The organism is Clostridium polynesiense (assembly GCF_000820705.1).
Classification (GTDB): Bacteria; Bacillota; Clostridia; order Clostridiales; family Clostridiaceae; genus Clostridium_AA; species Clostridium_AA polynesiense.
Map to the genome: position 1 here is coordinate 1 of NZ_CCXI01000082.1, position 23,115 is coordinate 23,115.

The window sequence follows — 23,115 nt, forward strand, 5'->3', positions numbered from 1 at the left end:
TTATTTAAGTCCTGAAGTTCCTGATGATTTTCAATAAAGTCCTCATCCTGTAGATTGATAAACTGCACTCCTTCAAATAATTGAAGTTCTTTAAGAAGCTTTTCCTTTTGTGATTCAAAGGCCAGCAAAGTAAATTTGTTCATTTTAATTATGGCCATGATTATTCACTATCCTCTCAATCACTAATTTAACTGCTTTATCTATTCTGTCCTGAGAAACCTGAAGAAGTTCTTCAGTTTCTTTTTTACCAGCCTGTAAGATAGGTTCAGATTCTTTATTCCCTTCTATTTCAGCCTGATTAAAATAATTATCCCCTTGATTTTTTGCTGATTGAATTATTTCATTATAACTGTTATCAGCTTTTATTTTTGCCTGTTTTAATATTTCTCGGCTTTCTTCCTGGGACTTTTTAATTAAAAGTTCAGCTTCTTTTTCTGCTTTTCGAATTTCATTAATAGCTTCTAATGCCAAATGCTTCACCACCTTACTGCGATAATTCAAAACTATGAATAAAATATGAATTAATACTTTATATAGTATTAATTACGGTTTATAAACTCCATTATACTTATAATTTAATAACTTTTCAACTTTTTAACTTAATTTTATAAAACTTTATTGTGACTCTAATACCATAATACCACTAATGGAATATATTTCATCTAAATGCTGTATATTGTGTCAATTATATTATCTTCATTTCTCAGATCAAATATAATATAAGAAGGAGTAAAATTAATCTCTCCACTCTTTATGAATTTAGGGATATCTATATTAAATTTATCCACATATACATCATTAAAATTAATTATTTCCTGCATTTTCCTCTTAAGCTTGTATTCTTCTTCTTTAGTGATAGATTTTCTTAAAATATCTGGTACTCCTCGCTTTTTATTAAATCTTAAATAATCATATTTAATAATATCCTCCATAGCAGTAGCAGCAGCATATCCTTCAAAGAATTTTTCGTGAAAATCCTTAAAAACTTTATAATATTCGGTATTTGATATACTTCTTGCAAAATATCCCTTTTCATAAAAATAATTTCCCAAGGTCATATAAAAATCAAAAGGAGCAGCGAATTTATTAATAAGAAAGTTAATTATATTATTAAATTTTCCGCTGTTATAATATTTATCTACCATGGCTTCTGCCTTTTTTAATTCTAACAGTTCATTATAGCTCATAGTATTGCTTTTAAGTATTTCATAGGGTGGATAGGGAGAGTACTCCATCCCCCACTTCTCAGCCTCTTCCCGCATTGAAGACCCTTTAAGAAGTTTTAAAAAACCAAGTTGTATTTCCTCCGGACCAATGCTGTAAAGCTCGTTAAAAGAGTTTTTGAAGGAGTCAAAATCCTCACCAGGAAGACCGGCAATTAAATCTAAATGCTGTTTGATATTCTTTATTTTTTCTAACTCTATCACCTTATCTTTAATATCCTGAAAATTTACATATCTGTTGATGTTTTTTAATACTTTGTCGTTAGTGGTTTGTACTCCCACTTCAAATTGAAATCTGCCTTTAGGGGCTTTAGCCAGCAGAGCAATCTCTTTCTCCTTTAATAAATCTGCAGATATTTCAAAATGAAAACAGGTTTCAGTATCTTGTTCTATAAGATACTTCCAAATACTCATAGCAAATTCATGGTTGCAGTTAAAGGTTCTATCCACGAATTTTATTAACTTCACCCCTGATTTAATGAGAAAAGCAAGCTCTTTTTTCACCCTTTCAACATTTAAAAACCTTACTCCATGCACTGTGGATGACAGACAGTACTTGCAGTTAAAGGGACATCCTCTGGAGGCTTCGTAGTAAACTATTTTATTAAGCATATTTTCATTTTCTTCATAAGGAAAGACTACGCTTTCAATATCCATAAGGCTTCTTCCGCCCTTGTACAAAATATCCTCATTTTCTCTATAATATATACCTCTTATTTCACTTATAGACATTTTTCCAAGCTTATAAAGTATAAATTCCCTGTAAGTTTCTTCACCTTCACCTTCAATTACATAGTCTGCTTTGTTAATCCTCATGGTTTCGAAACTGTCATAAGAAACCTCTGGTCCTCCATAAACAATTTCAATACTTTTATCCACTCTTTTTATAAGCTCTGTAATTTTTGATACATAATCAATATTCCATATGTAGCAGGAAAAAGCTACTATATCAGGCTTTGATAGTATAATATCCTGAAGGATATTTTCAATTCTATCGTTTATGGTGTATTCCTTCAATACTGCTTCATAATCTAATTCCCTCGTAAATGCCTTTAAATATCTTATTGCTAAATTGCTGTGTATATACTTTGAATTTATTCCTACTAATAGTACTTTAAGCATTCCCTTCTTCTCTTCCCTTCTTCTTTGCCTTAATATAATAAATTCCATCCCAAGCCTTATATTCTTCAATATTAAAATTCTGCTGAAGTATGTTTAAAGTGTTTTCCAGAGATGAATCCTTTAATATATTATAATCTGTGAATATTAAACTTCTGTCTTTTCCTTTAGGAAGATGGACTTTAACATGTTTTTTATATATTGTCCTGGGTTTTTTATCAATATCCCATATAAATATACATCCATCGCTTTTTAAATAATCATAAATCTGATTAATCAACTGAATTTTATCTTTTCTCCCTATTAAAGAACTAAGAAAGAAAAATAAAGCTGCATTATCATAAACGTCCTTTTCCATTAATTCTTTTTCTTCGTAATTATCCACATAATCTATTTTATCACTTACTGTATTATTTTTATAAATGTTATATATTATTCCTTCGTTAGCACTACCTATATCCAGCAAACTCCCTTTGAAGACAAACCCTTCAAAATCAATAGCTGCCTCCTTATCCATGTTTACCCTCCTTATTTTTACTTAACTTAGTATTTTCTACACAAAAAAAATAATTCCTCTAATTAGAGGAATTATTATTTAAGGCTTTTAAGTTTTTTTCATAAAAATCCAGCAGATATCCAGCTGTAGACCTTTGTGCCTGCTTTAAAATAACTTCAGATATGTTGTAATACCTATTTTCTAACTCTTCTATATATCTGAATTTCTCATGAGCATCGTATGCAATCTGAGCATTATTTTTAATATAATCCTTTACCTCATCATATCTTATGATTCCCTTTTCTACCGCAAAGGAATAATCACTGAAGAGCCTTCGGATAATCCAAAGCTCAAACTTTCTGTGTTTTTTTAAAAGCTTATTATTAACATGATGAGGGACTGTAGCATCCTGTACTAAATGGCAGGAAGTACCAAGATAAAACAAAGCTTTATTGACTTCCTTTCCCTCAGCCAAAAATTTTTGAGCCATATTGAGATATTTTTCAGCTTCTATCAGTGCATTTGAAAACCCATAAAGTCCTCTTTCCTTTCTCAAATGGTAAAAGTGGTTTGAACTCTTAAAGTCCTGATCAGCCCACGTAACTCCTTCATTTAAAGCTTTTACATTCTTTCTGTAAAAATCTGCTGCTTCTTTATATCCGTCATTATGAAGTATTTGTATTGCCTGTATATTTATAAACTTATGAACGATGCAGTGGGTTTTTACTGCCAGCTTTTTAACGGGATTTACAACTATCATAGCCCCTCTCATCATTTTACCATAAGTAAATTCTAATCCTCTTTTCATTTGTTCTCACTTCCATTTAAAATTTAAATTATTTGAAATCACTATAAAAAGGTAACTTAACTGATATTCATTATCATTTTAAATAGTTATATCATAATTCTCTTTCATTGTCCAGTAAATATTTGTTAAGGTATTTTTACATATTTCAAATGCTTATCAATCTTTAAATTATAAAGAATATCCTTTGCATATTTAGAATACTTATTTATAGATACCATAATATAAGGAGGTAATTTCCACGGCTAAGGACCGCTTTTACAAGGATACTTTTATTTTAACCTCATCCAATATAACCACAGGGATTTTCAGCTTTATCTTTTCCATAACCCTGTCGAGAAGCTTGGGAGCAGAAGGAATGGGTTTATATAACTTGGTAATGCCTATATACAACCTATTTATCTGCGTTATGTCTGCTGGAATGGTAGCTGCTATCTCTAAAATATCTGCTATTTACTATGAAAATAAAGATTATAAAAATTTATATAAAACCATTAAGACCACGTTAGGCTTTAATTTAATATGGAGTGTAGCAGTAGCTTTTTCAGTGTTTTTTTTAAATGATTTTTTAGCGGTGAGCATTGTTAAGGACCTTAGGGCTTCAGCAGCACTAAAAATAATATGTCCAGCTATGATATTTATAACCCTGTCAAATATATTCAAAGGATACTTTTATGGAATATCAAGGGTAATGATACCTGCTGTTATAGACATATTTGAAAAAGGAATAAGAATTTCTATAATACTCCTGCTTTTAACTATATTTAAGTCTGATTCAATGAACACAAGACTTGCAGTATCTTACAGCGCATTATGCGTAGGAGAATTCATAAGCCTTTTTTTATTATATATTTATTATAGAGAAAACAGGAAAAAAAATATTCAAAATCATCATTTACCTGTAGAAGGCAGAGCACAGTTGTTGTACAATGTATTAGCGGTTTCTGTTCCCTTATGCATAAATGGTGTTATAACAAACATTCTTTCTACAGCTTCTGCGTTAATAGTTCCCAGAAGATTAGCTGCTGCAGGAATAGAATACAGTACCGCACTTTCTCTCATAGGTAAATTTTCCGGTATGGCTATGACTATAGTTTTTTTTCCAATGGTTATAATAGGATCCATAAACACTATTTTAATTCCAGACCTCTCAAAGAGTATAAGCAAAAAAGACTACCATTCATCAGAAAAAAGAATTAAGGATGTATTAAAGCTGTCCTTTCTGTTAGGCATATGTACAATTATGATATGCATCACCATACCTGACTCCTTAGGACTTATGATTTTTAAAAGAAGGGATTTAGGACAGTATATAAGATTTGCAGCCTATTCCTCCCCCTTATATTACGCCTCCGTAACTACTTACGGAATTTTAAATGGAATGGGCAAACATCACATTTTATTAAGAAACTCTATGGTTATTTCAGTTATAGAAATCATTATTTTATTTTACTTAACCTCAATTCCTACAATAAATATATACGGATATGGTATAACCCTGATAATTACATCTTTTTTATCTGTAGCTGCAAATATTCTAGAGATTAAAAAGAGCTTCCAATTAACCATATCCTCCGGAAATGTACTTATTTATTCTCTCTTTACCTTTTTGCTTTATTATATTTTAAACATAGTTTATAAGATCCTTCCGGATTATTTATTTCTACTTAAAACTTACTCCGTAATACTTATAAGTTTTAGTCTTTTTATTTTTGCAATATACTATACCAAGAAAATTTCTCAATGAAAAAGGTATATCTCTTAAGCTCAAATCTGCTAAAGGGATATACCTTCTTTTATCTCATTCTGTTTTTAATAAATCTTGGTATCTTATTGTATATTCTAGGTGATATGCTCTCAATTTCACCTTTAGTTAACACTCCTGTTAAAATTAAACCGTAGGCATATATTATAACGCCTGCTAATACCGCTATAAGAGTAACTAGAGCATAATGGATTCTTGAAGGATTGCTTCCACCAAGGAGCAAAAGCATGTACTTATTAATAAAATGCACGAAAACTCCCATTATTGCAGAGGCTGCTGCCGGTGCCAGCATAAGCGAAAAGTATCCGGTTCTTTTTTTGATAGCTTTTCTAAGCACCCTTATATTTAAAACAAAGGTTATCAAATATCCAACATAACCTCCAATAATAGCTCCATATATGTTTATTTCAGGGTGAGCAATGAGTATATAATTTAAAATAATCTTAACTATCAGTCCTGCAAGCAGGGTATATAAAACCGTATAAAATTTGTTAAGGCTCTGTAGAATTGTGGTTTGAAGCTGTACTACTGCCATAAAAACCATTATAAAAGCACCATACATCATAAGCTTATACCCGAAGGGGTCTTTCCAATATAAAAGCTTATATATACTGCTACTCAATATAACTAATCCTACAGCGGAAGGTATTGTTATTATGTATCCCACCTTAAAAGCAAAATTTATTTTTTCTTTTACTTTTTCTTTATCTCTATTAACCACAGCTCTTGAAATAGCAGGAAGCACTATAGTGGCTATAGCAGTTATGAAAACAAGCGGTACATATGCAAGATTTTGATATTGGCCTAAGTATCCTGTGAGCTGATCTACGCTGTCTATAGAAAACCCACCTGCTAGAAGTCTTGTTCTGACATTTGTTGCATCAATAACCGTTCCAAAATTCTGCAGTCCTGCACTTAAAGTGATAGGCATTCCATATTTTATAACCTTTTTAACTAGATATTTTGTAGAATGCCTTCTATGTGCCGTCTGCGCCTCCTTAGGAATTTTAAAATACTTTCTTGAATTATAAATATATATTAAATAAAGAATAGATATAAGTGCTCCTACTGAAGTTCCCACGGTTCCCCCAGCAACCCCGGCTTCAAGGCTTATATTCATTAGCATATAAGCAAAGAGGAGACTTACAAAAACATTGGCAAACTGTTCTATTACCTGTGATACACCTATTGGGGTTATTATATTCCTTCCCTGAAAATATCCCCTATAAGCAACCAAAACAGAAGTTACAGCTACAGTAGGAGCCAGAGTCATTAAGGAATACATTGCTCTTGGATTTTTAGTGATATCACTTAATGGCTTTGCAAAAACTATCAAAAGCAGCGTAGCTGTAATCCCCACAATAAACAATAAAGCTCTTGATAATTTAAATGCCCTCAGTGCATCCTTAGGATTTCCCGCCTCATCCAATTCTGCTACCAATTTAGCTATTGCAGGCTGCATGCCAATATTAGTCATAGCATAAACCCAGGTAAAGATAGCATAAGTATTATTATAAACTCCAAAGCCATTAGTTCCTATTATAGATATTAAAACAGGAACATAAAGCAGGGATAATAATTTTACAGCTATACCCGCTGCAGAAAGAATTGCCATTCCCCTGGTGGTTGATTGTTCTTTCATATTCCTCTCCTATCTTATTACAACTCTAAACACATCATTCTTAATTTTCTTAAAGATTGGTGGAAGGCTTTCTGCTATTGTTTTATTTTCTAAATATGATAATTTTTCTCCACAGTCTTTAAATATAACTTTATAAGCATATAAAAATTGATAGTTCAGACCATATTTATTAATAAAAAACTCATTCAACTTTTTATCTCCATATTTTATATCCCCTAAAATAGGATTTCCTAAATGTGATAAATGGGCTCTTAATTGATGGCTTCTTCCGGTTATTAATTCTATTTCTATAAAAGAATACAGCCCATCGGTTTGAATAAGTTTTACCTCCATAGCTATCCTTTTGCTCATGGGTACTTCTTCGTCATATATCTTTGATATATTGTTAGACTCATCCTTTTTAATAAATGCTTCATATATACCGGATTTTATTTTTCCTTTTACCAGAGCCACGTAATATTTTTTAATACTTCTTTCTCTAATCATTTCATTTAGAATCTTCAAAGAATCGAAGTTTTTTCCAAATATCACTATTCCTGAAGTATTTCTATCTAATCTGTTGCAGGGCGCAGGAGTAAAGGTTACCTCCTTTTCAGGAAGATAATCACCCTTTTCATGAAGATAGCTTAATGCAAAATCCGTTAAAGTTGGTTCCCCCTCCTTCTTATCAGAGTGTACTAGAATATTAGGCCACTTTTCAATAAGAAGCATATTTTCATCTTCATAAGTAATTTTCAGATGATCTGAATTTACCTTTTGAAAATTATATTCTTTTTTTCTTTTTGAAGTAATATCTTTAATTACAACTAAGTCACCGCTTTGCAGCTGATACTTTTCATTTTTTTTGCTGCCATTTACTTTTACATCTCCTTTTCTTAAAGCTTTGTAAATGGCACTAAGAGGAACATCTTTAAGTAGTTTTCTTAAAAACTTATCCAGCCTTTGTCCTGCTTCGTTTGAGCCTATTTCAATATTCATAAAACCGCTCCTATCTATATTTTTTTATCATTAGTCTTTACTAAGATACTTAAAAGCTGCTGCAGCTTGAAGCGCAGCACCAATGTGAAGGCTATTTTCGTCAATGTCAAAATAGCTGCCGTGAGCAGGGTGGTTTATTCCCCTTTCATTATTTTGAGTTCCAAGGAAGTAAAATGCAGCAGGTATTTCATTGGAAAAGTAAGCGAAGCTTTCTACTCCCATGCTTGGAAATTGCTGTTCTAATACATTTGAACCTTCAATAATTTCTTCTGCTGTATTTATAACATGCTGAACCATATCATCATCATTATAAAGGCATGGATAGCTTTCTTCTATTTCTATTTCGTAGGAAACTCTAAAGCTTCTGCATATTCCTTCCAAGATGTCTACAAATCTCTTTTTAACATAGTTTCTATGCGCATTATTTAAGGTTCTCATAATCCCCTTAAGCACAACATCTTCAGGAATTATGTTTTGGGCTGTGCCTCCGGAAAAACTTCCTACAGTGACCACTGCAGGATATACCGGTGGAATTTCTCTGCTTACTATGGTCTGAAGAGCTACTACAAAGTGGCTTGCAGCAACTATTGGATCTATAGTTGATTCAGGATGAGCTCCATGGCCTCCTTTTCCCTTTATTCTTAAAGTAAAAGGATTAGAAGCTGCATTAACCACTCCCTTTTTAATAGAAATCTTCCCGCTTTCAACATCTTCAGATACATGTAACCCTATTACAGCATCAACCTTGGGATTTTGAAGAACTCCTTCATTAATCATGTATTTTGCTCCTCCTACAGTTTCCTCCGCAGGTTCAAAAAGAAGCTTAATAGTTCCTTTGATTTCAGATTTATGGTTATTCAAAATTTTTGCTGCACCCAGTAATATCGTTGTATGTGCGTCATGTCCGCAGGCATGCATCTTTCCTTGATTTTTCGAGGAATATTCACAGCTTTTTTTGTCCTCAAGAGGAAGAGCATCCATGTCCGCTCTTAAAGCAATCACCTTTCCTTTTTCTGCTCCTGGTGCTTCTCCTTTTATATAAGCGCATATACCGGTATTTGCAACTTCTTTATATTCTATCTCCAGGGATTTTAATATTTCTTTTATTTTAGAGGATGTTCTATACTCCTCAAAGCCTAGCTCAGGATGCATGTGAAAGTCTCTTCTTAACTCTATAAGCTCCTGCTCCATAGCTTTTGCTTCTTTCAAAAAATCTATCATATAAAATATCGCCTCCGCTATTTCCAATAAACTTTTATTATATCTCCATCTTTAAGTTCAGAGTGGTAATCTGCTTTATTATTATTTAATTCTAGGGTTATTACACCTCTTGCATAGGTTAAATCAAAATCTATGTAATTAAATACATCAATAAAAACGTATTTGTCCTTACCTTTCAGAATATATTCTCTGTCATTTACAAAAACCTTTATTCTGGTATCCTGCTTGCTGTAATCCTGTGGTACACCTTTTTCTTTTGATGCTTCATCAAGCTGTATAATATCTCCTTCCATTATATTATACTCAAGTGAGCAATAGTTACAATTGACCTTTATATTTTTAACATTTTGCTCATTACTAATATATGTATCTATAAAATCTTTTATGGTCTTTATATGTCTTATTTCTATATTATCTCCATCTTTAATGTTATATTCTGCTTCTGCTTTTACCCCATTAACCTCTACGAAAGGTTCCAGATAAATAGCTTCTCCATTATATATAATTCTTTTGGAATCATATTCTATAAGGTAATCTGAAAGTTTCGGGTGTGCGTCCATGCCGTCTTCAGCAGGAACAAAGGTTATTACATCCTGGTCCTTTATAGGCGTATCCAGCGCAGCTTCAATATCGTTAACTTTAATTTCTGCACTTTTACCAAGGTCACCAAAGGACAGTCGCTTCATACCATTTAAAGCAAACCTAACATTTCTTCCATTTTTATGTATAAGCATTTGAGGATTTATATTCCCATTTATTAAAGCATCCTTCACTGAAAGATTCCTGGTATTAAACATGCTGATTATGTTTCCATTTAAATTTACATTAATAAAGTCCTTTCCAAGATTTTTTAATGCTGTTAAAGCAATGCCTAATACAGTGACTCCAATACTACCGCTGGTATAATCTTGGCATATGCACTCTTCTACGCTTTCTCTTGTCTTTATTGCGATTCTTTGAATAGGAATGTTTAACACTTTAGATAACTCTTCAGCTATATTAGGGGTATATGCTCCCCCTCCTACCAGAAAAACAGCTCCTGGAGATTTTTCATTATTAAGTTCCAGAATTTTTCTTCCCACTTCCTCGGCAATCTTAGTTATTAAAGAGGAAATTCTTTTAATCAAATCCCTGGAACTGATTATATTAGATATTCCCAATACATCTGTGTATTCAATATTTTCCTCTAAACTAAGCTTCCTTTTTATATCCTCCGCAGAAATAAAATCCACCATAAGGATTTCAGCAATAGCTTCCGTTATTTCATCCCCTGCTTTTGGTACCATACCGAAAGCACTTATGGAATCTTTGCTGCATATGGCTATATCCGATGTACCAGCTCCAATATCCACCAATGCTATGTTCAGCAATCTGAGCTTTTTAGGAATTACAGCCTCCATAGCCGCAATAGGCTCTAAAGTCATATTTATTACCTTTAATCCTACTCTTTCCATTACAGAATATAAACTTTCTACTACTGATTTAGGTAAAAATGTAGCTATAACTTCGCATTCAATATTTTCCCCTTTATGTCCTAAGAGATTTGATATTAAATATCCATTTAAATAGTAGTTCTTTACGCTGTATCCCACGCAATATAATTTTCCAGCACTGTTTAAGTTTATGCTGTCTTCCCCTGCTGCCACCGCCTGAAGCTCCAAGCTTCTAATCATGTCATTTCCTATTTCCTTTTCTTCATCTATGATAATCTCGGCTTTTGATACTACGGTTTTCAAAAATCTTCCCGCAGCTGCTATGGCAGTTTCTTGTATGCTTATATTCATACTTTTTTCTATATAGCTTTTTATTTCAGATACAACCTTAGCTACTTTATTTATATCATGTATCTGACCGTCGATCATGGCCCTTTCCTCATGTTCCATGGTATTCTCACATAACGCTTTGAATTTACCATCTTCCATCTTTCCTAAAGCTCCCTTAACAGCTCTAGTTCCGATATCTAAAGCAAATAAATATTTATTATCCTTAATCATATTAACCCCTCTAACCTTTATAACTTTCAACATATCAGTTTAAATGCTCATATTCATATGAATATGAGCATAATAAGATTATATATTATTAGAATATATGTTTCAATGCAGCTTATGTAAGCTTATATTTTCTCTATTAATTTATTCTTCATAAGTACATCAATATCAAATTGCCTGGAAATCCCATCATTAAATTTTATCTCTATGACATTGTCGTTAATTTTAGAAATACTTCCCTGTTTAAAATATTTATGATAGATAGTTTCGTTTACTTTATAAGGATATATCATTGAGGAAGATGATCTGAAGGAGCTTTCCTTTAGGAACCTGGATACCTCCTTTTCCTTTCCTAAAATCTTCTTAGGAGCATATAAATTTAATGCATTTACCGCTCTTGTAACCCCTACGTAAAAAAGTCTCCGCTCTTCTTCTATTCCATCTTTTAAACTGTTTTTATGCGGAATATTTTCTTCATTGCAGTTAATGATATGAACATTATTGAATTCCATTCCCTTTACTCCGTGTATGGTGCTTAATATTACTGAATCCTCTTTATTTTTTTTAGTGCTATTTTTTATCTCTGCGGTATACTCCTCCACATGGGATAAAAAAGTTAAAATACTTTTATATTCCGAGGCTGCTTCAATAAACTCTTCTAAAAGCTCCTCCAGCTCTTCGAAAGGTACTTTGTACTTAGTGCTGTATTCTTTTAAATAATCAATATACCCAAGCTCCATTAAAACTGTATTAATTGCACTGTTTAAGGATATTTTATTTAAATAAGCAATATCTTTTTGAAGCCTTTCTATATTTTTTATCTGAAATACAGGAATATCTTTTATGCTTTTAAGAATTTCAAAACAGTCCGTTGAGTACATGTGACTTTTAACCTCTAATATGCTGCTTTTACTTACATATCTGAAGGGTTTATTAATTATGCAGCAGAAGCTTTCTCTATCTTTGCAATCGATGCTGAGCCTTAAGTAAGAAAGTATATCCCTGCATATGAAATGCTCAAAGAAATTATATTCCTTATCTAACAGTATAAAGGGTATCTTTTTTCTTATAAAAGCATCTATAATGTTCCTTGATTCCTTATTGGTTCTGAAAAGAACAGCATTATCGCCATAATTCATACCTTTATTAACTGCTGATATAATTTCTGAAACCACAGACTCAGCCTGCTGCACTTCATTATAAACATAATTGACATTAACCCTTCCTGAGTCTTTTCTGAAAGCCTTAATATTCTTTTCGTACCTTTCTTTATTATGCTTTATTAAACTTTTTGAGCATTCTACTATATTTTCAGCGCTTCTATAATTATAATCCAGAAAATATTTTATACCTTTTTCAAAATGTTTTTGAAAGTTCACCATACATTGAGGATTTGAACCTCTGAAAGCATATATACACTGATCTTCATCTCCTACGGAAAACAAACTGCTTTTTTCACAAAGCATTTTAATCAGCTGAATTTGAAGATAATCACAATCCTGAAATTCATCTACCAATATGTGTTTGAACAGATTTCTGTATTTACTAAGCAGTGATTTGTCTTCCTGGAATAGCTTTTTAGTTTCTATCTGAATGTCATCAAAATCCCAAAGTTTATTCTTAGCTTTATATGCTTCATAATTTTTTAAACAGCTTATAAAAACCTCTTTATCCATAGAGCTATTAAAAGCTTCTATGCTTGATCCGCTGCATTTAAAAAGGGAAATGCTGTTTAATATATCCCTAACCTTATCCTCTCCCACCTCATCCATATATTCCTGAAGGCTTCGATCTATTAATGAATAGGCAGCCGATGGGCTTATGATATTTATATCTCCTTTGTGCCGCTTTAAAATTTTATAAAATAAGCCATGAAAGGTGCCAAAAAAGGGAACACCTTCTCCTTTCCAAAGCCTTTGAAACCTTTCCTTCATATTCTGGGCTGCTGCTCTTGTAAAAGTTATTACAATTATATTGTCTTTGCTTACCTTAAGCTCTTTCATGAGATAATACACTCTGTTAACTATTACCGTAGTTTTTCCTGAACCTGGAGCTGCAACCACCAAAACCTTATCTTTATTTGTACGTACTGCCTCAATTTGGCATTCATCTAGGGTTAAACTCATTAATCTTCTCCTTTTTAAGGCTGTTTATCAGTAATTATTGCCTTATTTTTATATGGAAATAACTATATTGTAATAATTTTATGGTAAGGTTACAATATAAATATATTATTTTACTTGCAGAAAGGAATAATTATGAATAAAACCAATTTCGATGTTACAAATGAAAGAAACTTAACAATGCTGGTTGACTTTTATGAATTAACTATGGGAAACGGTTATTTCAATGTTGGAGTAGGAGAAAAAACAGCATATTTTGACATGTTCTTCAGGCGTGTTCCTGATGGAGGCGGCTACTGTATTATGTCTGGAGTACAGCAGCTTATTGAATATTTAAGCTCTCTTCATTTTACTGAAAGCAACATAGAATATCTTAGATCAAAGAAGATTTTTTCAGAAGAATTCTTAGATTATCTTTATAATTTCGAATTCAAATGTGATGTTTGGGCTATCCCTGAAGGAAATCCCGTATTCCCAAATGAACCTTTAGTAAGCGTTAGAGGTCCTGTAATTCAGGCACAGTTTATAGAAACCATGATACTTTTAACCATCAATCATCAAACCTTAATTGCCACTAAAGCCAATAGAATATGCCGTGCTGCCGAAGGAAGACCGGTTATGGAGTTCGGTTCCAGAAGAGCTCAAGGATATGATGGGGCAATATATGGAGCCAGAGCAGCTGTAATCGGCGGATGTACTTCTACTGCCTGTACTATTGCTGAAGAGTTGTTTAATATCCCCGCTGCCGGTACTATGGCTCACAGCTGGGTACAGCTTTACCCCACAGAATACGAAGCTTTTCAAGCTTGGGCGGAAATATATCCCTATAACTGCGTATTTTTGATTGATACATATAACGTTTTAAAGTCAGGTATTCCTAATGCTATTAAAGTATTTGATGAAGTACTTAAACCTAAAGGAATAAGACCTGGTGGAGTAAGAATAGATTCCGGAGATATTACATATCTTTCAAAAGAGTGTAGAAGGATGTTGGATGAAGCCGGATATCCAGACGTAAAAATTATAATATCAAACTCCCTAGACGAGCATATAATCACTGATGTTTTATCTCAAGGAGCTGCTATTGACAGTTTTGGAGTAGGTGAAAGATTAATAACTGCTCGTTCTGAACCAGTCTTCGGAGGAGTATATAAACTGGTGGCTGTTGAAGATGAATCAGGTGTTGTGCCAAAGATTAAAATTAGCGAAAATCAGGAAAAGATTACAAATCCCGGATTCAAGAAGATTTATAGGATTTTTGACAAAAAGAGTAAAAAGGCTGTAGCAGATTTAATTACTCTTCACGATGAAACCATAGATCCTAATTCTCCTCTTGAGATCTTCGATCCTGTTTATACATGGAAGAAAAAGAAAATAAAAAATTTCTATGCAAAAGAGTTAATGGTTAAAATATTTGATAAAGGCAAGCCTGTTTATAAAAGTCCTGATGTAATGTCCATAAGAGAATTTGCAAAGGAAGAAACAGAAAAGTTGTGGCCTGAGGTTTTAAGATTTGAAAACCCTCATAACTATTATGTAGATCTTTCTTTAAATCTATGGAAGTTAAAGCAAAACCTGCTTCATAAATACTCAGAAATATATAAAGAATAAAAAAGTGCTGGGAATTCCCAGCACTTTTTTTGTTTTACTACCAATTTTCAGTTAACGCAAGATTTTCTTCCTCATGGAAATTAAAATCCATTATATCTTTTATATTTATTCTGCTGCTTCCTAAATAAACTTTAAAAGGACAGCTTTCTATTTCCTCTTTTGAATAAAAAGCACACTCATGAGAGCAGCTAACCTTTTCTTTTTTAGTTGACCAAAAAGGACATTGACTCATTCTAATCCCTCCACCCTAATTAGTGTTCCCTTTTCTTACCTACCCTAAGTTAATTATATTTTAAATTCTATTAAAAATAAAGCTTCAAATTAAAAATCAGCTATTTAAAAAACACTATAATATAGTTGCCTTTACAATACTATCATTTTTAGTTAAACCGTATAATACATCAGTGGAGCTTATGTACCGCGGTATTAAAACGGTATAAACGCATTTTTTCACCTGTTGCTCCTCTTCTATAAGTTCCTCTTCCTCAAGAGGATATTCTATGTGAGTCACCTTGATTCTTTTCCCAGTAAAGTATTCCTCTAAAAACTGCATAGTACTGTTTCTATTGATATATAAAATTTCGTATTTAATCACCCTATGCTTGTCAACAAATCGATCCTCAAATTTCTTTAAAGTTACAAGGATTATTACAGCTGCAATTCCAGCTGTTAAACTAAGCATATAGTACCCCATACCAATAGCTAGTCCAATGCATCCTACTACCCATAAGCTTGCAGCTGTAGTCAAACCTTTTATTGATCCCTTCTCGTGTATTATAGTACCCGCTCCAAGAAAACCAATACCGCTTACTACCTGTGCTCCAAATCTTCCTATATCAGCCTTAAGCGCACTTTCAAGCTGAGGATATTTTAATATCATATTAGTGGTTTCTTCAATAGATTGTACCTGAATCAGTGATATAACCGCTGCACCTAAGCACACTAATATATGAGTTCTCAGTCCGGCAGGTCTGTTGTTAAATTCTCTTTCATAGCCTATTGCTCCACCAATAAGAACAGCTAACATAATTCTCAAAATTGCTTCATAACTTTGCACTTATTACCCTCCAATACCATACTTCCCTGTCTAAAATATAATTTTAATGTATTAAGGGGAATTCTTCTCTACAGAAATGTTAATGACTTCATTTTGAAATGCCTTTAACAAAGCTTTCTCAAGCACCTTTTCCCTGTCAAAATTATCTATGTCCCTACATACTGCAAAAACCTTATTAGTATCTCCCTGCAGATTTTTATATGTTAAAATCACATTAGGTTTATCGTATTCTACATCAACTATCTTTATCCCCCAGGATATCTGAGCATATTCTCCATCAGAAGTTAATCCTGTCATAGCCCTGAGCTTTTTAGCTTCTTCATTAGGATTATTAATTATTAAAAGTTCATCTCCAACCTTATATTTACTCATATAATACCTCCTGATTATTAAAATTTATTATAAATAAAATCATATATTAAAATATATTATAGTATAGTATTACTAAATTTACTACCATTTAATGTAGTCCCCAATTTTTATTAACATATGTTATAATTTCTTTATGATATTCACAAAGGAGAAACTATTATGTTTGGTTATGTTAAACCCTATAAACCAGAATTGAAAGTTAAAGATTATGAAATTTTTAAAGCTTATTACTGCGGACTCTGCAGGACTATAAAAGAAAGCTTTGGCAATATACCAAGACTCTGCCTTAACTATGATATGACTTTTATGGCTATACTCCTGGATTCACTGGGAGAGGAGGAAGGAACATATTATATGAGCCGATGCTTAATTCATCCTTCTAAAAATCGGATGATTCTTAAATCAAATAAAGCTCTAATCTTTTCGGCTTATTTAAACGTAGCACTCACCTACTATAAAATCTGTGATGATATTCAGGATGATAAAAGTTTGAAGGGTGCATTATCCGGCATGTTTTTAAAAGGATATAAGGATTTGTTTTCTAAAGAGTACAAAACTTTGAATACAGTAATTAAAGATAACCTTGATCTTCTTAATAGCTATGAGAGCAAGGAATCTATAGATTCACTGGATGAAGTATGCCATCCCTTTGCATATCTCACAGGAAAGGTTTTAGAAAACTATGACCCTTCTATGGATGAAACCAGAAAAGATAATCTGTTTAATCTTGGTTATAACTTAGGGAAGTGGATTTATCTTATGGATGCCTTAGATGATTTAAAAGAAGACATGAGAAAAAATAAATTTAATCCCTTAAATGCAGTTTTTAATAAAAATGGTTTATCTTTTAACGAGTTTTATATTAAAATAAAAGATGGAGTAGAATTTAATATATTATGCTGCGCCAATAATGTGCTTGATTATTATAACAGCTTACAGGCAAACTTTAATAATGCCCTGCTGCATAATATACTTTCCCTGGGGCTTATGCACAGATATGAGTTAGTAATTAATAAATATACTGCTTTATAAGAAAAGAAAATGAGGTGTAACTATATGAGAAATCCTTACGAAGTATTAGGGATAAAAGAAACTGCAAGCAAAGAAGAAATCAGATCTGCTTATAGAGATTTAGCAAAAAAGTATCATCCGGATCAATACGGTGATAATCCGCTGAGAGATTTAGCGGAAGAAAAAATGAGAGAATTAAATGAAGCCTATGATGCTTTAATGAAACAAAAGGAGACATATACAAGCAGAAACTCCTATGAAGGTTCATCCAATTTAAGTTATGAAGAAATCCGGCGGGATATACAAAGCGGTAGATACTCTGCTGCAGAACAAAAATTAAACAACATTTCATCCAGAGATGCAGAGTGGAACTTCCTTATGGGAATGGTGCACATGAATAAAGGCTGGAATGACTCAGCTTATAATTATTTAAGCACAGCTTATTCCATGAATCCCAACAATCTGGAATACGCTCAGGCTTTGAATTTTCTAAAAAATAGAAATATGAATTATAGACAGCAATACTACGGAAGCACAAGAAGCGGTAATGACAGCATGGATTGCTGTATGAATTTAATATGTATGGATTGTTTATGCGAATGCTGTGGAGGAGACTTGATTTCCTGCATATAATAACTAGGAAGGTGATTAAGTGAAAAAAAGTGTGTATTTAGCAAAGGGTGGTTTATTAACGGCTCTGTCAGTGATAATACTATATTTAACCTTTATTTTTCCCACAAATAAATTAACACTGCTTACACTTTCTTCTGTAATGATACCAATTTCCATATTAACCATGGATATTAGACATGCTATTTTAGTATATTTATCTACCTCTTTAATAGCATTTTTATTCGGTCTTAAAAGTATTTTCATATTATACTTATTGTTTTTTGGACCTTACGGAATAGTTAAGCTTTTTATAGAAAGATATAGAAATACTATTGTTGAAATAGGACTAAAGCTTCTTTTTTTCAATCTTGATTTATTTTTTGTTTATATATTGGCTAAATCACTGATATTACAGTATTTTAATATCCAAATACCCATTATATACGTTGTACTTACTTTGCAGATAGTTTTTTTATCTACGATTTTGCTCTTACAATACTTATAAATTATTTTTCTAAGCATATTCTCAAAAAATAAACAGGAGTCGCCTGTTTATTTTTTGTAATGTAAAAAAAAATGAACAGTTACCTGTTCAAAAAGAGAATAAACTGAAGCTTGATTGTTAATTAATTAACACAGCAACTTAATTGTATCAATTCTTTATTAAAAAATCAAGATAAAGTTAAGCATATTGAAGTTTTGTAATAAATATGTTAATTTTTTATTATATTTGTGCAAATTATTTTTGACAGTCAATAATATCTATTATATAATATACTTAACTAAATAATAGGGATGGTGCTTATGGATACGATTACCGCAATCTTTAGAGAAAAAAAGCTAAAACTTACTCCTCAAAGAATCGCTGTCTATAAATATCTTCAATCAACAATGGAACACCCTTCTGCTGAAACAATATATAAAGCTCTTCAGCCAGAATATCCAACTATGAGTCTTGCTACAGTGTATAAAGCTTTAAAAACTCTAGTTGAAGTAGGTCTTGTATCCGAAATTAATGTTGGTGAAGGTAATTTTAGATATGATGGGAATTCTTCCTGTCATCCACATATACAATGTATGTCTTGCGGCAGAGTTGATGATCTTTCTGGTGTATGCTTTACCGGACTTAATGAAACTGCTAAACAAAATTCAAATTACGAAATAATATCAAATAAGGTTTATTTTATGGAATTTGCAGTGAATGCCAAAAAAAACAGAAAGATGTAACTAATAACTAGTTTATCTTAAATAAAGCCTGAAAGGATAACTTCCTTTCAGGCTTTATTTAATTTTCAAAGATTTTAATTAAACTATCTGGATTTTAATAAAGAATAATTAATTTTAATCATATAAATATAATATTAAAAATATAATTATTTAATAAAAGCAGTTACACCTTTAATCTTAAGCTACATAGAAATAAAGGGCCGCTTAAGCGGCCCAAAGGGGGATGGGGGTTATTTACTGTTATAAATTACTTTATAACAGAATAGGAGCATAATACTCCTAATACATTAGTATTATGACCATAGCTATAGTTGTTTATACATATTATTGAAAATTTTTAGGAGGTAAATATGTTTGAAAAGGAATTAAAAAACGATAGAATAGAAACCCTTATAGGAGAAAAATGTGTTATTAAAGGTAATTTAAAAGGCGAAGGTTTACTTAAAGTGGATGGCTTAATAGATGGAAATTTAGATTGGCAGCAGGATATAATAATAGGTACTGATTCTAAAATAAAAGGGAATATTTCATGCATAAACGCCTGTGTAAACGGATTTGTAGATGGTAATATAATATGCGAAAACATACTGACTATTGAATCCTTTGGAAAGGTAAAAGGAGATATTACAGTAAAAAATGTAATTATTAAAGAAGGCGGATGGCTAGATGGAAAATGCACAATGGTTACTCAGAAAAAAGATAAAGAACCTACAGAATAAAAGGTGCAGCTTTTGCACCTTTAAATTATTCATCAAATTCTCCAGAGAGATACATGTCAATTATTTTATCAATTACTTTAGTCTTTTTAGGAGATACAAAAGATTTTAAAGAGTTTAGAAGCTGTACGGTATTGTCTCTGTCAGATTCCCTTGTTTGCCCGCCCTGATTGTTTTGTTTCTTCATCCCTTCAACATTCATGTTGTTTATATTAAATCCTTCGGTATTAACTGCGCTAAGTAATGTTGACAGCTGATTTAAGTCTACATTTCCCAGCAAACTCATAAGCTGATTTGAATCAAAATTCTGAGGATTTCTTTCGTCTTCTCTCCTGTTCTTATGCTTTGCCATTTATTCCCCTCCTAACTATTAATGGTTATGTATTTATTATATTTTTATTGGAGGGCTTTCGCCCTCCAAAATTTTATTCTAGTTTAGGTTAATATCCGCAACAACATCTACAGCCGCATCTTCTGCCGCCTCTTGGGAAAGCATTAACTCCACCACATAACCAGAATAAAAGTATTAGTATAAAGGTATTATTATCCTTTAGCAGCCCTGATTTACTCAGTATAATCAGCAAAGGAATAATTGTACATACATCAAAATTTGAGCATCCGCATCTCATTTTATTCACTCCCTTTCCCATGTTTATCCAGTTTGATTCATCCAAATCACAGTATTTCCAGTTCTTTAAATTTAGCAGCACATTCTTCTAGTTCGTTGACATCCGCATCCTAAACCGGAAATTGGAAATGCATTCACTCCACCGCACAGCCAGAAAAGCAGCAATAAAATGAAAGCATTTTCATCTTTTAATATTCCTGACTTTCCAAGTATTAAAAGCAGCGGAAGTACTGTACATACATCAAAGTTGTTATTACAGCAGCAATTTCTTCTAAACATCTTAAACCCCCCTTCCTGGGCAATGGTTTGTTTTTAATTGTATACATGGTTAGATATCATCTTAAGCTTCTAGTGGTTTTTTCTAGTCTTCATCTTCAAGATTTACTACAGCATGGGGTTGAGGGTGGCACACTTGTGTGGTTCTACCGCATAATAAAAAGATAATTATTAAAATTACCCATATTCCGCATCCAGAACCAAATCCAAATCCGTTACCGAATCCTCCACCTTGGCAACAGCATGGATTGCAGCAGGGTTCACATTCGCAGCAGTCATCATCACAGCAGTCATCACAGCACTGGTTGCAGCAGCATTCACAGCAGCAGCATTCTCTTCGATGCTTTCTGCGCTTATGATGCTTACGGTGTCTGCGGTGTCTTCTTCTGCATGGGTCACAGCAGCAATTAAAGTTACCGCCAAAGCAATTGTTACCTCCACCAAAACCGCAGCCTGAGAAGAGTACCAATAGTATTATTATCAAAAATAAACTATTACCTCTTCCTCCAATTCCGTCTAATATCCCCTTTGGTATTCCAGGTCCATCTTGATCATGAAGTGTTCCTGTTAATTCGTTTAATAGTTTGTTTATATCCACTTTACTTCCTCCTTTCTTATTTGTTTGTTTATCTTTAAGTTTTATATTATATACTATTCTTTCTTGAATAATTTGACACAAAAAAAAGCATATTACTGATTTAACAGTAATATGCTTAGTTTTAAAAACCTTGAAAAAGTGTATCAATAAGCACTTCTTTATTTTCTTTTTTAACAGATGAAAAGAAGATAATGTTAGTATCGCCGTCAAGCTCTAATGTATCTTTAATAACTTTTTCGCTTTTTTTGATATCATTTTTTGAAAGTTTATCGCTCTTGGTTGCTACAATGATGACTTCGTAGCCATAATGCTTTATCCATTGATACATAAGTATATCATCAGCAGTTGGCTTATGGCGGCAGTCAACTAACAATACAACCCTCTTTAGCTGGCTTCTGCTGTTCAAATAACTTTCGATTATATTTCCCCAGCTTGCTTTTTCCTTTTTTGATACCTTTGCATAACCATAACCGGGTAAATCCACCAGATAGAATTCCCCATTAATAAGGAAAAAATTAATTAATCTGGTTTTCCCAGGAGTGGAACTTACTTTAGCAAGGTGTCTTCTATTTGTTATTGCATTTATAATGGAAGACTTACCTACATTTGATCTTCCTACAAATGCGATTTCATACTTTTCATCCGTGGGATATTGCTCTCTCTTCACAGCGGATGTAATAAATTCTGAGGTTTTAATTATCATCTAATTATCACCTGCCAATGCATTTCTTAATACTTCATCAATATTATCTGCAGCAATGAAGTTCAGCTTTGATTTTATAATTTTAGGTATTTTATCTATATCTTTTTCATTATCTTTTGGAATAATTACAGTATCTATTCCCGCTCTGTATGCAGCTAAAGTTTTTTCTTTAAGTCCCCCTATTGGAAGAACTCTCCCTGTTAATGTTATTTCTCCAGTCATCGCCACATTATGCCTTACCTTTCTTCCTGATAAGGAAGATACCATAGCGGTAACCATAGTTACTCCTGCAGATGGACCATCCTTGGGTACAGCTCCTTCAGGCACATGTATATGAATATCTTTCTTTTTATAAAAATCAGGATTTATAGAATACTTTTCAGCATTAGAACGAATATAGCTGTATCCGGCTCTGGCTGATTCTTTCATAACATCACCAAGCTTTCCGGTAAGCTCAAGTTTTCCGCTGCCCTCCATTATAGAAACTTCTACAGGAAGTGTATCTCCTCCGTAAGCAGTCCATGCCATTCCAGTAACTACTCCCACTCTATCCTCTTTTTTTACTTTATCATAGGAATAATATGGTGGCCCCAGATATTTGACTATATTAGAAGAAGTAATCTGAACTTTTTCCTTATCCTTTTCAAGCATATCCGCAATAGCCTTTCTAAGAACTCTGGAAAGCTGCCTCTCAAGATTTCTCACGCCGGATTCCTTGGTATAGCCTTCAATTATTGTCATCACAGCACTTTCTTGAAATACTACTTTGTCTATCACATTGTGTTCCTTCAATATCTTGGGAATCAAATGCCTTTTTGCTATATTCAGCTTTTCCTCATAAGTATATCCTGAGACTTCAATTATTTCCATTCTATCAAGAAGCGGCCTTGGAATTGTATCAAGTGTATTAGCAGTGGTTATAAACATCACTTTTGAAAGAT

24 protein-coding genes and 1 pseudogene are annotated in these 23,115 nt (G+C 32.6%); 7 read left to right on the top strand and 18 right to left on the bottom strand.

Annotated features, from left to right (window positions below):
* Positions 1-144: 144 nt before the first annotated feature.
* The 4 genes from TA89_RS07425 to TA89_RS07440 all read right to left on the bottom strand — a co-directional run bounded on the left by TA89_RS07425 (position 145) and on the right by TA89_RS07440 (position 3,646).
* Positions 145-471 carry a hypothetical protein gene (locus tag TA89_RS07425; RefSeq protein ID WP_040212214.1) on the bottom strand — a complete coding sequence of 109 codons (327 nt, stop codon included), beginning with the start codon at positions 469-471 and terminating at the stop codon, positions 145-147.
* A 191-nt stretch (positions 472-662) separates the two neighbouring features.
* The gene (locus TA89_RS07430; RefSeq protein ID WP_242850101.1) at positions 663-2,393 is read right to left on the bottom strand and encodes a B12-binding domain-containing radical SAM protein; all 1,731 of its coding nucleotides are present in this window, start codon (positions 2,391-2,393) and stop codon (positions 663-665) included.
* Positions 2,338-2,859 carry a cupin domain-containing protein gene (locus TA89_RS07435; RefSeq protein ID WP_040212215.1) on the bottom strand — a complete coding sequence of 174 codons (522 nt, stop codon included), beginning with the start codon at positions 2,857-2,859 and terminating at the stop codon, positions 2,338-2,340. Before TA89_RS07435 ends, TA89_RS07430 begins: the two co-directional genes overlap by 56 nt.
* Positions 2,860-2,917: 58 nt before the next feature.
* A complete protein-coding gene (locus TA89_RS07440) occupies positions 2,918-3,646 on the bottom strand; it encodes a zinc dependent phospholipase C family protein (RefSeq protein ID WP_040212216.1) in 729 nt (242 codons plus the stop codon).
* 289 nt (positions 3,647-3,935) lie between these two features.
* Between TA89_RS07440 and spoVB the strand changes: the two genes are divergently transcribed.
* The gene (spoVB, locus tag TA89_RS07445; RefSeq protein WP_242850103.1) at positions 3,936-5,390 is read left to right on the top strand and encodes a stage V sporulation protein B; all 1,455 of its coding nucleotides are present in this window, start codon (positions 3,936-3,938) and stop codon (positions 5,388-5,390) included.
* 49 nt (positions 5,391-5,439) lie between these two features.
* Here spoVB and TA89_RS07450 read toward each other — a convergent pair whose 3' ends face one another.
* The 5 genes from TA89_RS07450 to TA89_RS07470 form a co-directional block, all read right to left on the bottom strand.
* On the bottom strand, positions 5,440-7,050 hold the full coding sequence (locus TA89_RS07450) for a putative polysaccharide biosynthesis protein (protein ID WP_040212219.1): 1,611 nt from the start codon (positions 7,048-7,050) through the stop codon (positions 5,440-5,442).
* A 9-nt stretch (positions 7,051-7,059) separates the two neighbouring features.
* Positions 7,060-8,028: an RluA family pseudouridine synthase gene (locus tag TA89_RS07455; protein ID WP_040212220.1), complete on the bottom strand. Its 969-nt coding sequence runs from the start codon at positions 8,026-8,028 to the stop codon at positions 7,060-7,062.
* Positions 8,029-8,058: 30 nt separating this feature from the next.
* Positions 8,059-9,249, bottom strand: a complete 1,191-nt coding sequence (locus tag TA89_RS07460; protein WP_040212221.1) for a M20 metallopeptidase family protein — start codon at positions 9,247-9,249, stop codon at positions 8,059-8,061.
* A 17-nt stretch (positions 9,250-9,266) separates the two neighbouring features.
* Positions 9,267-11,243, bottom strand: coding sequence for a cell division protein FtsA (locus TA89_RS07465; protein WP_040212222.1), 1,977 nt, complete (start codon positions 11,241-11,243; stop codon positions 9,267-9,269).
* Positions 11,244-11,365: 122 nt separating this feature from the next.
* Positions 11,366-13,366, bottom strand: coding sequence for an ATP-dependent helicase (locus TA89_RS07470; RefSeq protein ID WP_040212223.1), 2,001 nt, complete (start codon positions 13,364-13,366; stop codon positions 11,366-11,368).
* A 132-nt stretch (positions 13,367-13,498) separates the two neighbouring features.
* Between TA89_RS07470 and TA89_RS07475 the strand changes: the two genes are divergently transcribed.
* Entirely contained in the window at positions 13,499-14,974 is a 1,476-nt protein-coding gene (locus TA89_RS07475) for a nicotinate phosphoribosyltransferase (protein WP_040212224.1), read from the top strand.
* A 37-nt stretch (positions 14,975-15,011) separates the two neighbouring features.
* On the opposite strand, the gene TA89_RS07480 is transcribed toward TA89_RS07475, so the two are convergent.
* The 3 genes from TA89_RS07480 to TA89_RS07490 all read right to left on the bottom strand — a co-directional run bounded on the left by TA89_RS07480 (position 15,012) and on the right by TA89_RS07490 (position 16,403).
* The gene (locus TA89_RS07480) at positions 15,012-15,206 is read right to left on the bottom strand and encodes a hypothetical protein (RefSeq protein ID WP_040212225.1); all 195 of its coding nucleotides are present in this window, start codon (positions 15,204-15,206) and stop codon (positions 15,012-15,014) included.
* A gap of 114 nt (positions 15,207-15,320) precedes the next feature.
* Positions 15,321-16,031 carry an MgtC/SapB family protein gene (locus tag TA89_RS07485; RefSeq protein WP_040212226.1) on the bottom strand — a complete coding sequence of 237 codons (711 nt, stop codon included), beginning with the start codon at positions 16,029-16,031 and terminating at the stop codon, positions 15,321-15,323.
* 51 nt (positions 16,032-16,082) lie between these two features.
* Positions 16,083-16,403, bottom strand: coding sequence for a hypothetical protein (locus tag TA89_RS07490; RefSeq protein WP_040212227.1), 321 nt, complete (start codon positions 16,401-16,403; stop codon positions 16,083-16,085).
* A gap of 159 nt (positions 16,404-16,562) precedes the next feature.
* Here TA89_RS07490 and TA89_RS07495 point away from each other — a divergent pair, with 159 nt between their 5' ends.
* From TA89_RS07495 to TA89_RS07515, 5 genes and pseudogenes are all read left to right on the top strand, one after another.
* Positions 16,563-17,435 carry a DUF5685 family protein gene (locus tag TA89_RS07495; protein ID WP_040212228.1) on the top strand — a complete coding sequence of 291 codons (873 nt, stop codon included), beginning with the start codon at positions 16,563-16,565 and terminating at the stop codon, positions 17,433-17,435.
* Between the two features lie 24 nt (positions 17,436-17,459).
* A complete protein-coding gene (locus TA89_RS07500) occupies positions 17,460-18,047 on the top strand; it encodes a J domain-containing protein (RefSeq protein WP_040212230.1) in 588 nt (195 codons plus the stop codon).
* 19 nt (positions 18,048-18,066) lie between these two features.
* Positions 18,067-18,531, top strand: coding sequence for a hypothetical protein (locus TA89_RS07505; protein WP_052447363.1), 465 nt, complete (start codon positions 18,067-18,069; stop codon positions 18,529-18,531).
* Between the two features lie 299 nt (positions 18,532-18,830).
* Positions 18,831-19,264 (top strand): annotated as a pseudogene (gene perR, locus TA89_RS07510) (transcriptional regulator PerR).
* Positions 19,265-19,603: 339 nt separating this feature from the next.
* Entirely contained in the window at positions 19,604-19,972 is a 369-nt protein-coding gene (locus TA89_RS07515) for a bactofilin family protein (protein ID WP_040212231.1), read from the top strand.
* Between the two features lie 25 nt (positions 19,973-19,997).
* Here TA89_RS07515 and TA89_RS07520 read toward each other — a convergent pair whose 3' ends face one another.
* The 6 genes from TA89_RS07520 to TA89_RS07545 form a co-directional block, all read right to left on the bottom strand.
* On the bottom strand, positions 19,998-20,321 hold the full coding sequence (locus TA89_RS07520; protein WP_040212232.1) for a hypothetical protein: 324 nt from the start codon (positions 20,319-20,321) through the stop codon (positions 19,998-20,000).
* 88 nt (positions 20,322-20,409) lie between these two features.
* Complete coding sequence (locus tag TA89_RS07525; protein WP_040212233.1) at positions 20,410-20,679, bottom strand: hypothetical protein; 270 nt, start codon at positions 20,677-20,679, stop codon at positions 20,410-20,412.
* The gene (locus TA89_RS07530) at positions 20,670-20,876 is read right to left on the bottom strand and encodes a hypothetical protein (protein WP_040212235.1); all 207 of its coding nucleotides are present in this window, start codon (positions 20,874-20,876) and stop codon (positions 20,670-20,672) included. Before TA89_RS07530 ends, TA89_RS07525 begins: the two co-directional genes overlap by 10 nt.
* Positions 20,877-20,958: 82 nt before the next feature.
* Complete coding sequence (locus TA89_RS18830; protein WP_242850102.1) at positions 20,959-21,471, bottom strand: hypothetical protein; 513 nt, start codon at positions 21,469-21,471, stop codon at positions 20,959-20,961.
* 121 nt (positions 21,472-21,592) lie between these two features.
* A complete protein-coding gene (gene yihA, locus TA89_RS07540) occupies positions 21,593-22,174 on the bottom strand; it encodes a ribosome biogenesis GTP-binding protein YihA/YsxC (RefSeq protein ID WP_040212238.1) in 582 nt (193 codons plus the stop codon).
* On the bottom strand, positions 22,175-23,115 hold a 941-nt coding region (locus TA89_RS07545; protein WP_040212240.1), incomplete at its 5' end, for a S16 family serine protease. It abuts the gene before it with no gap.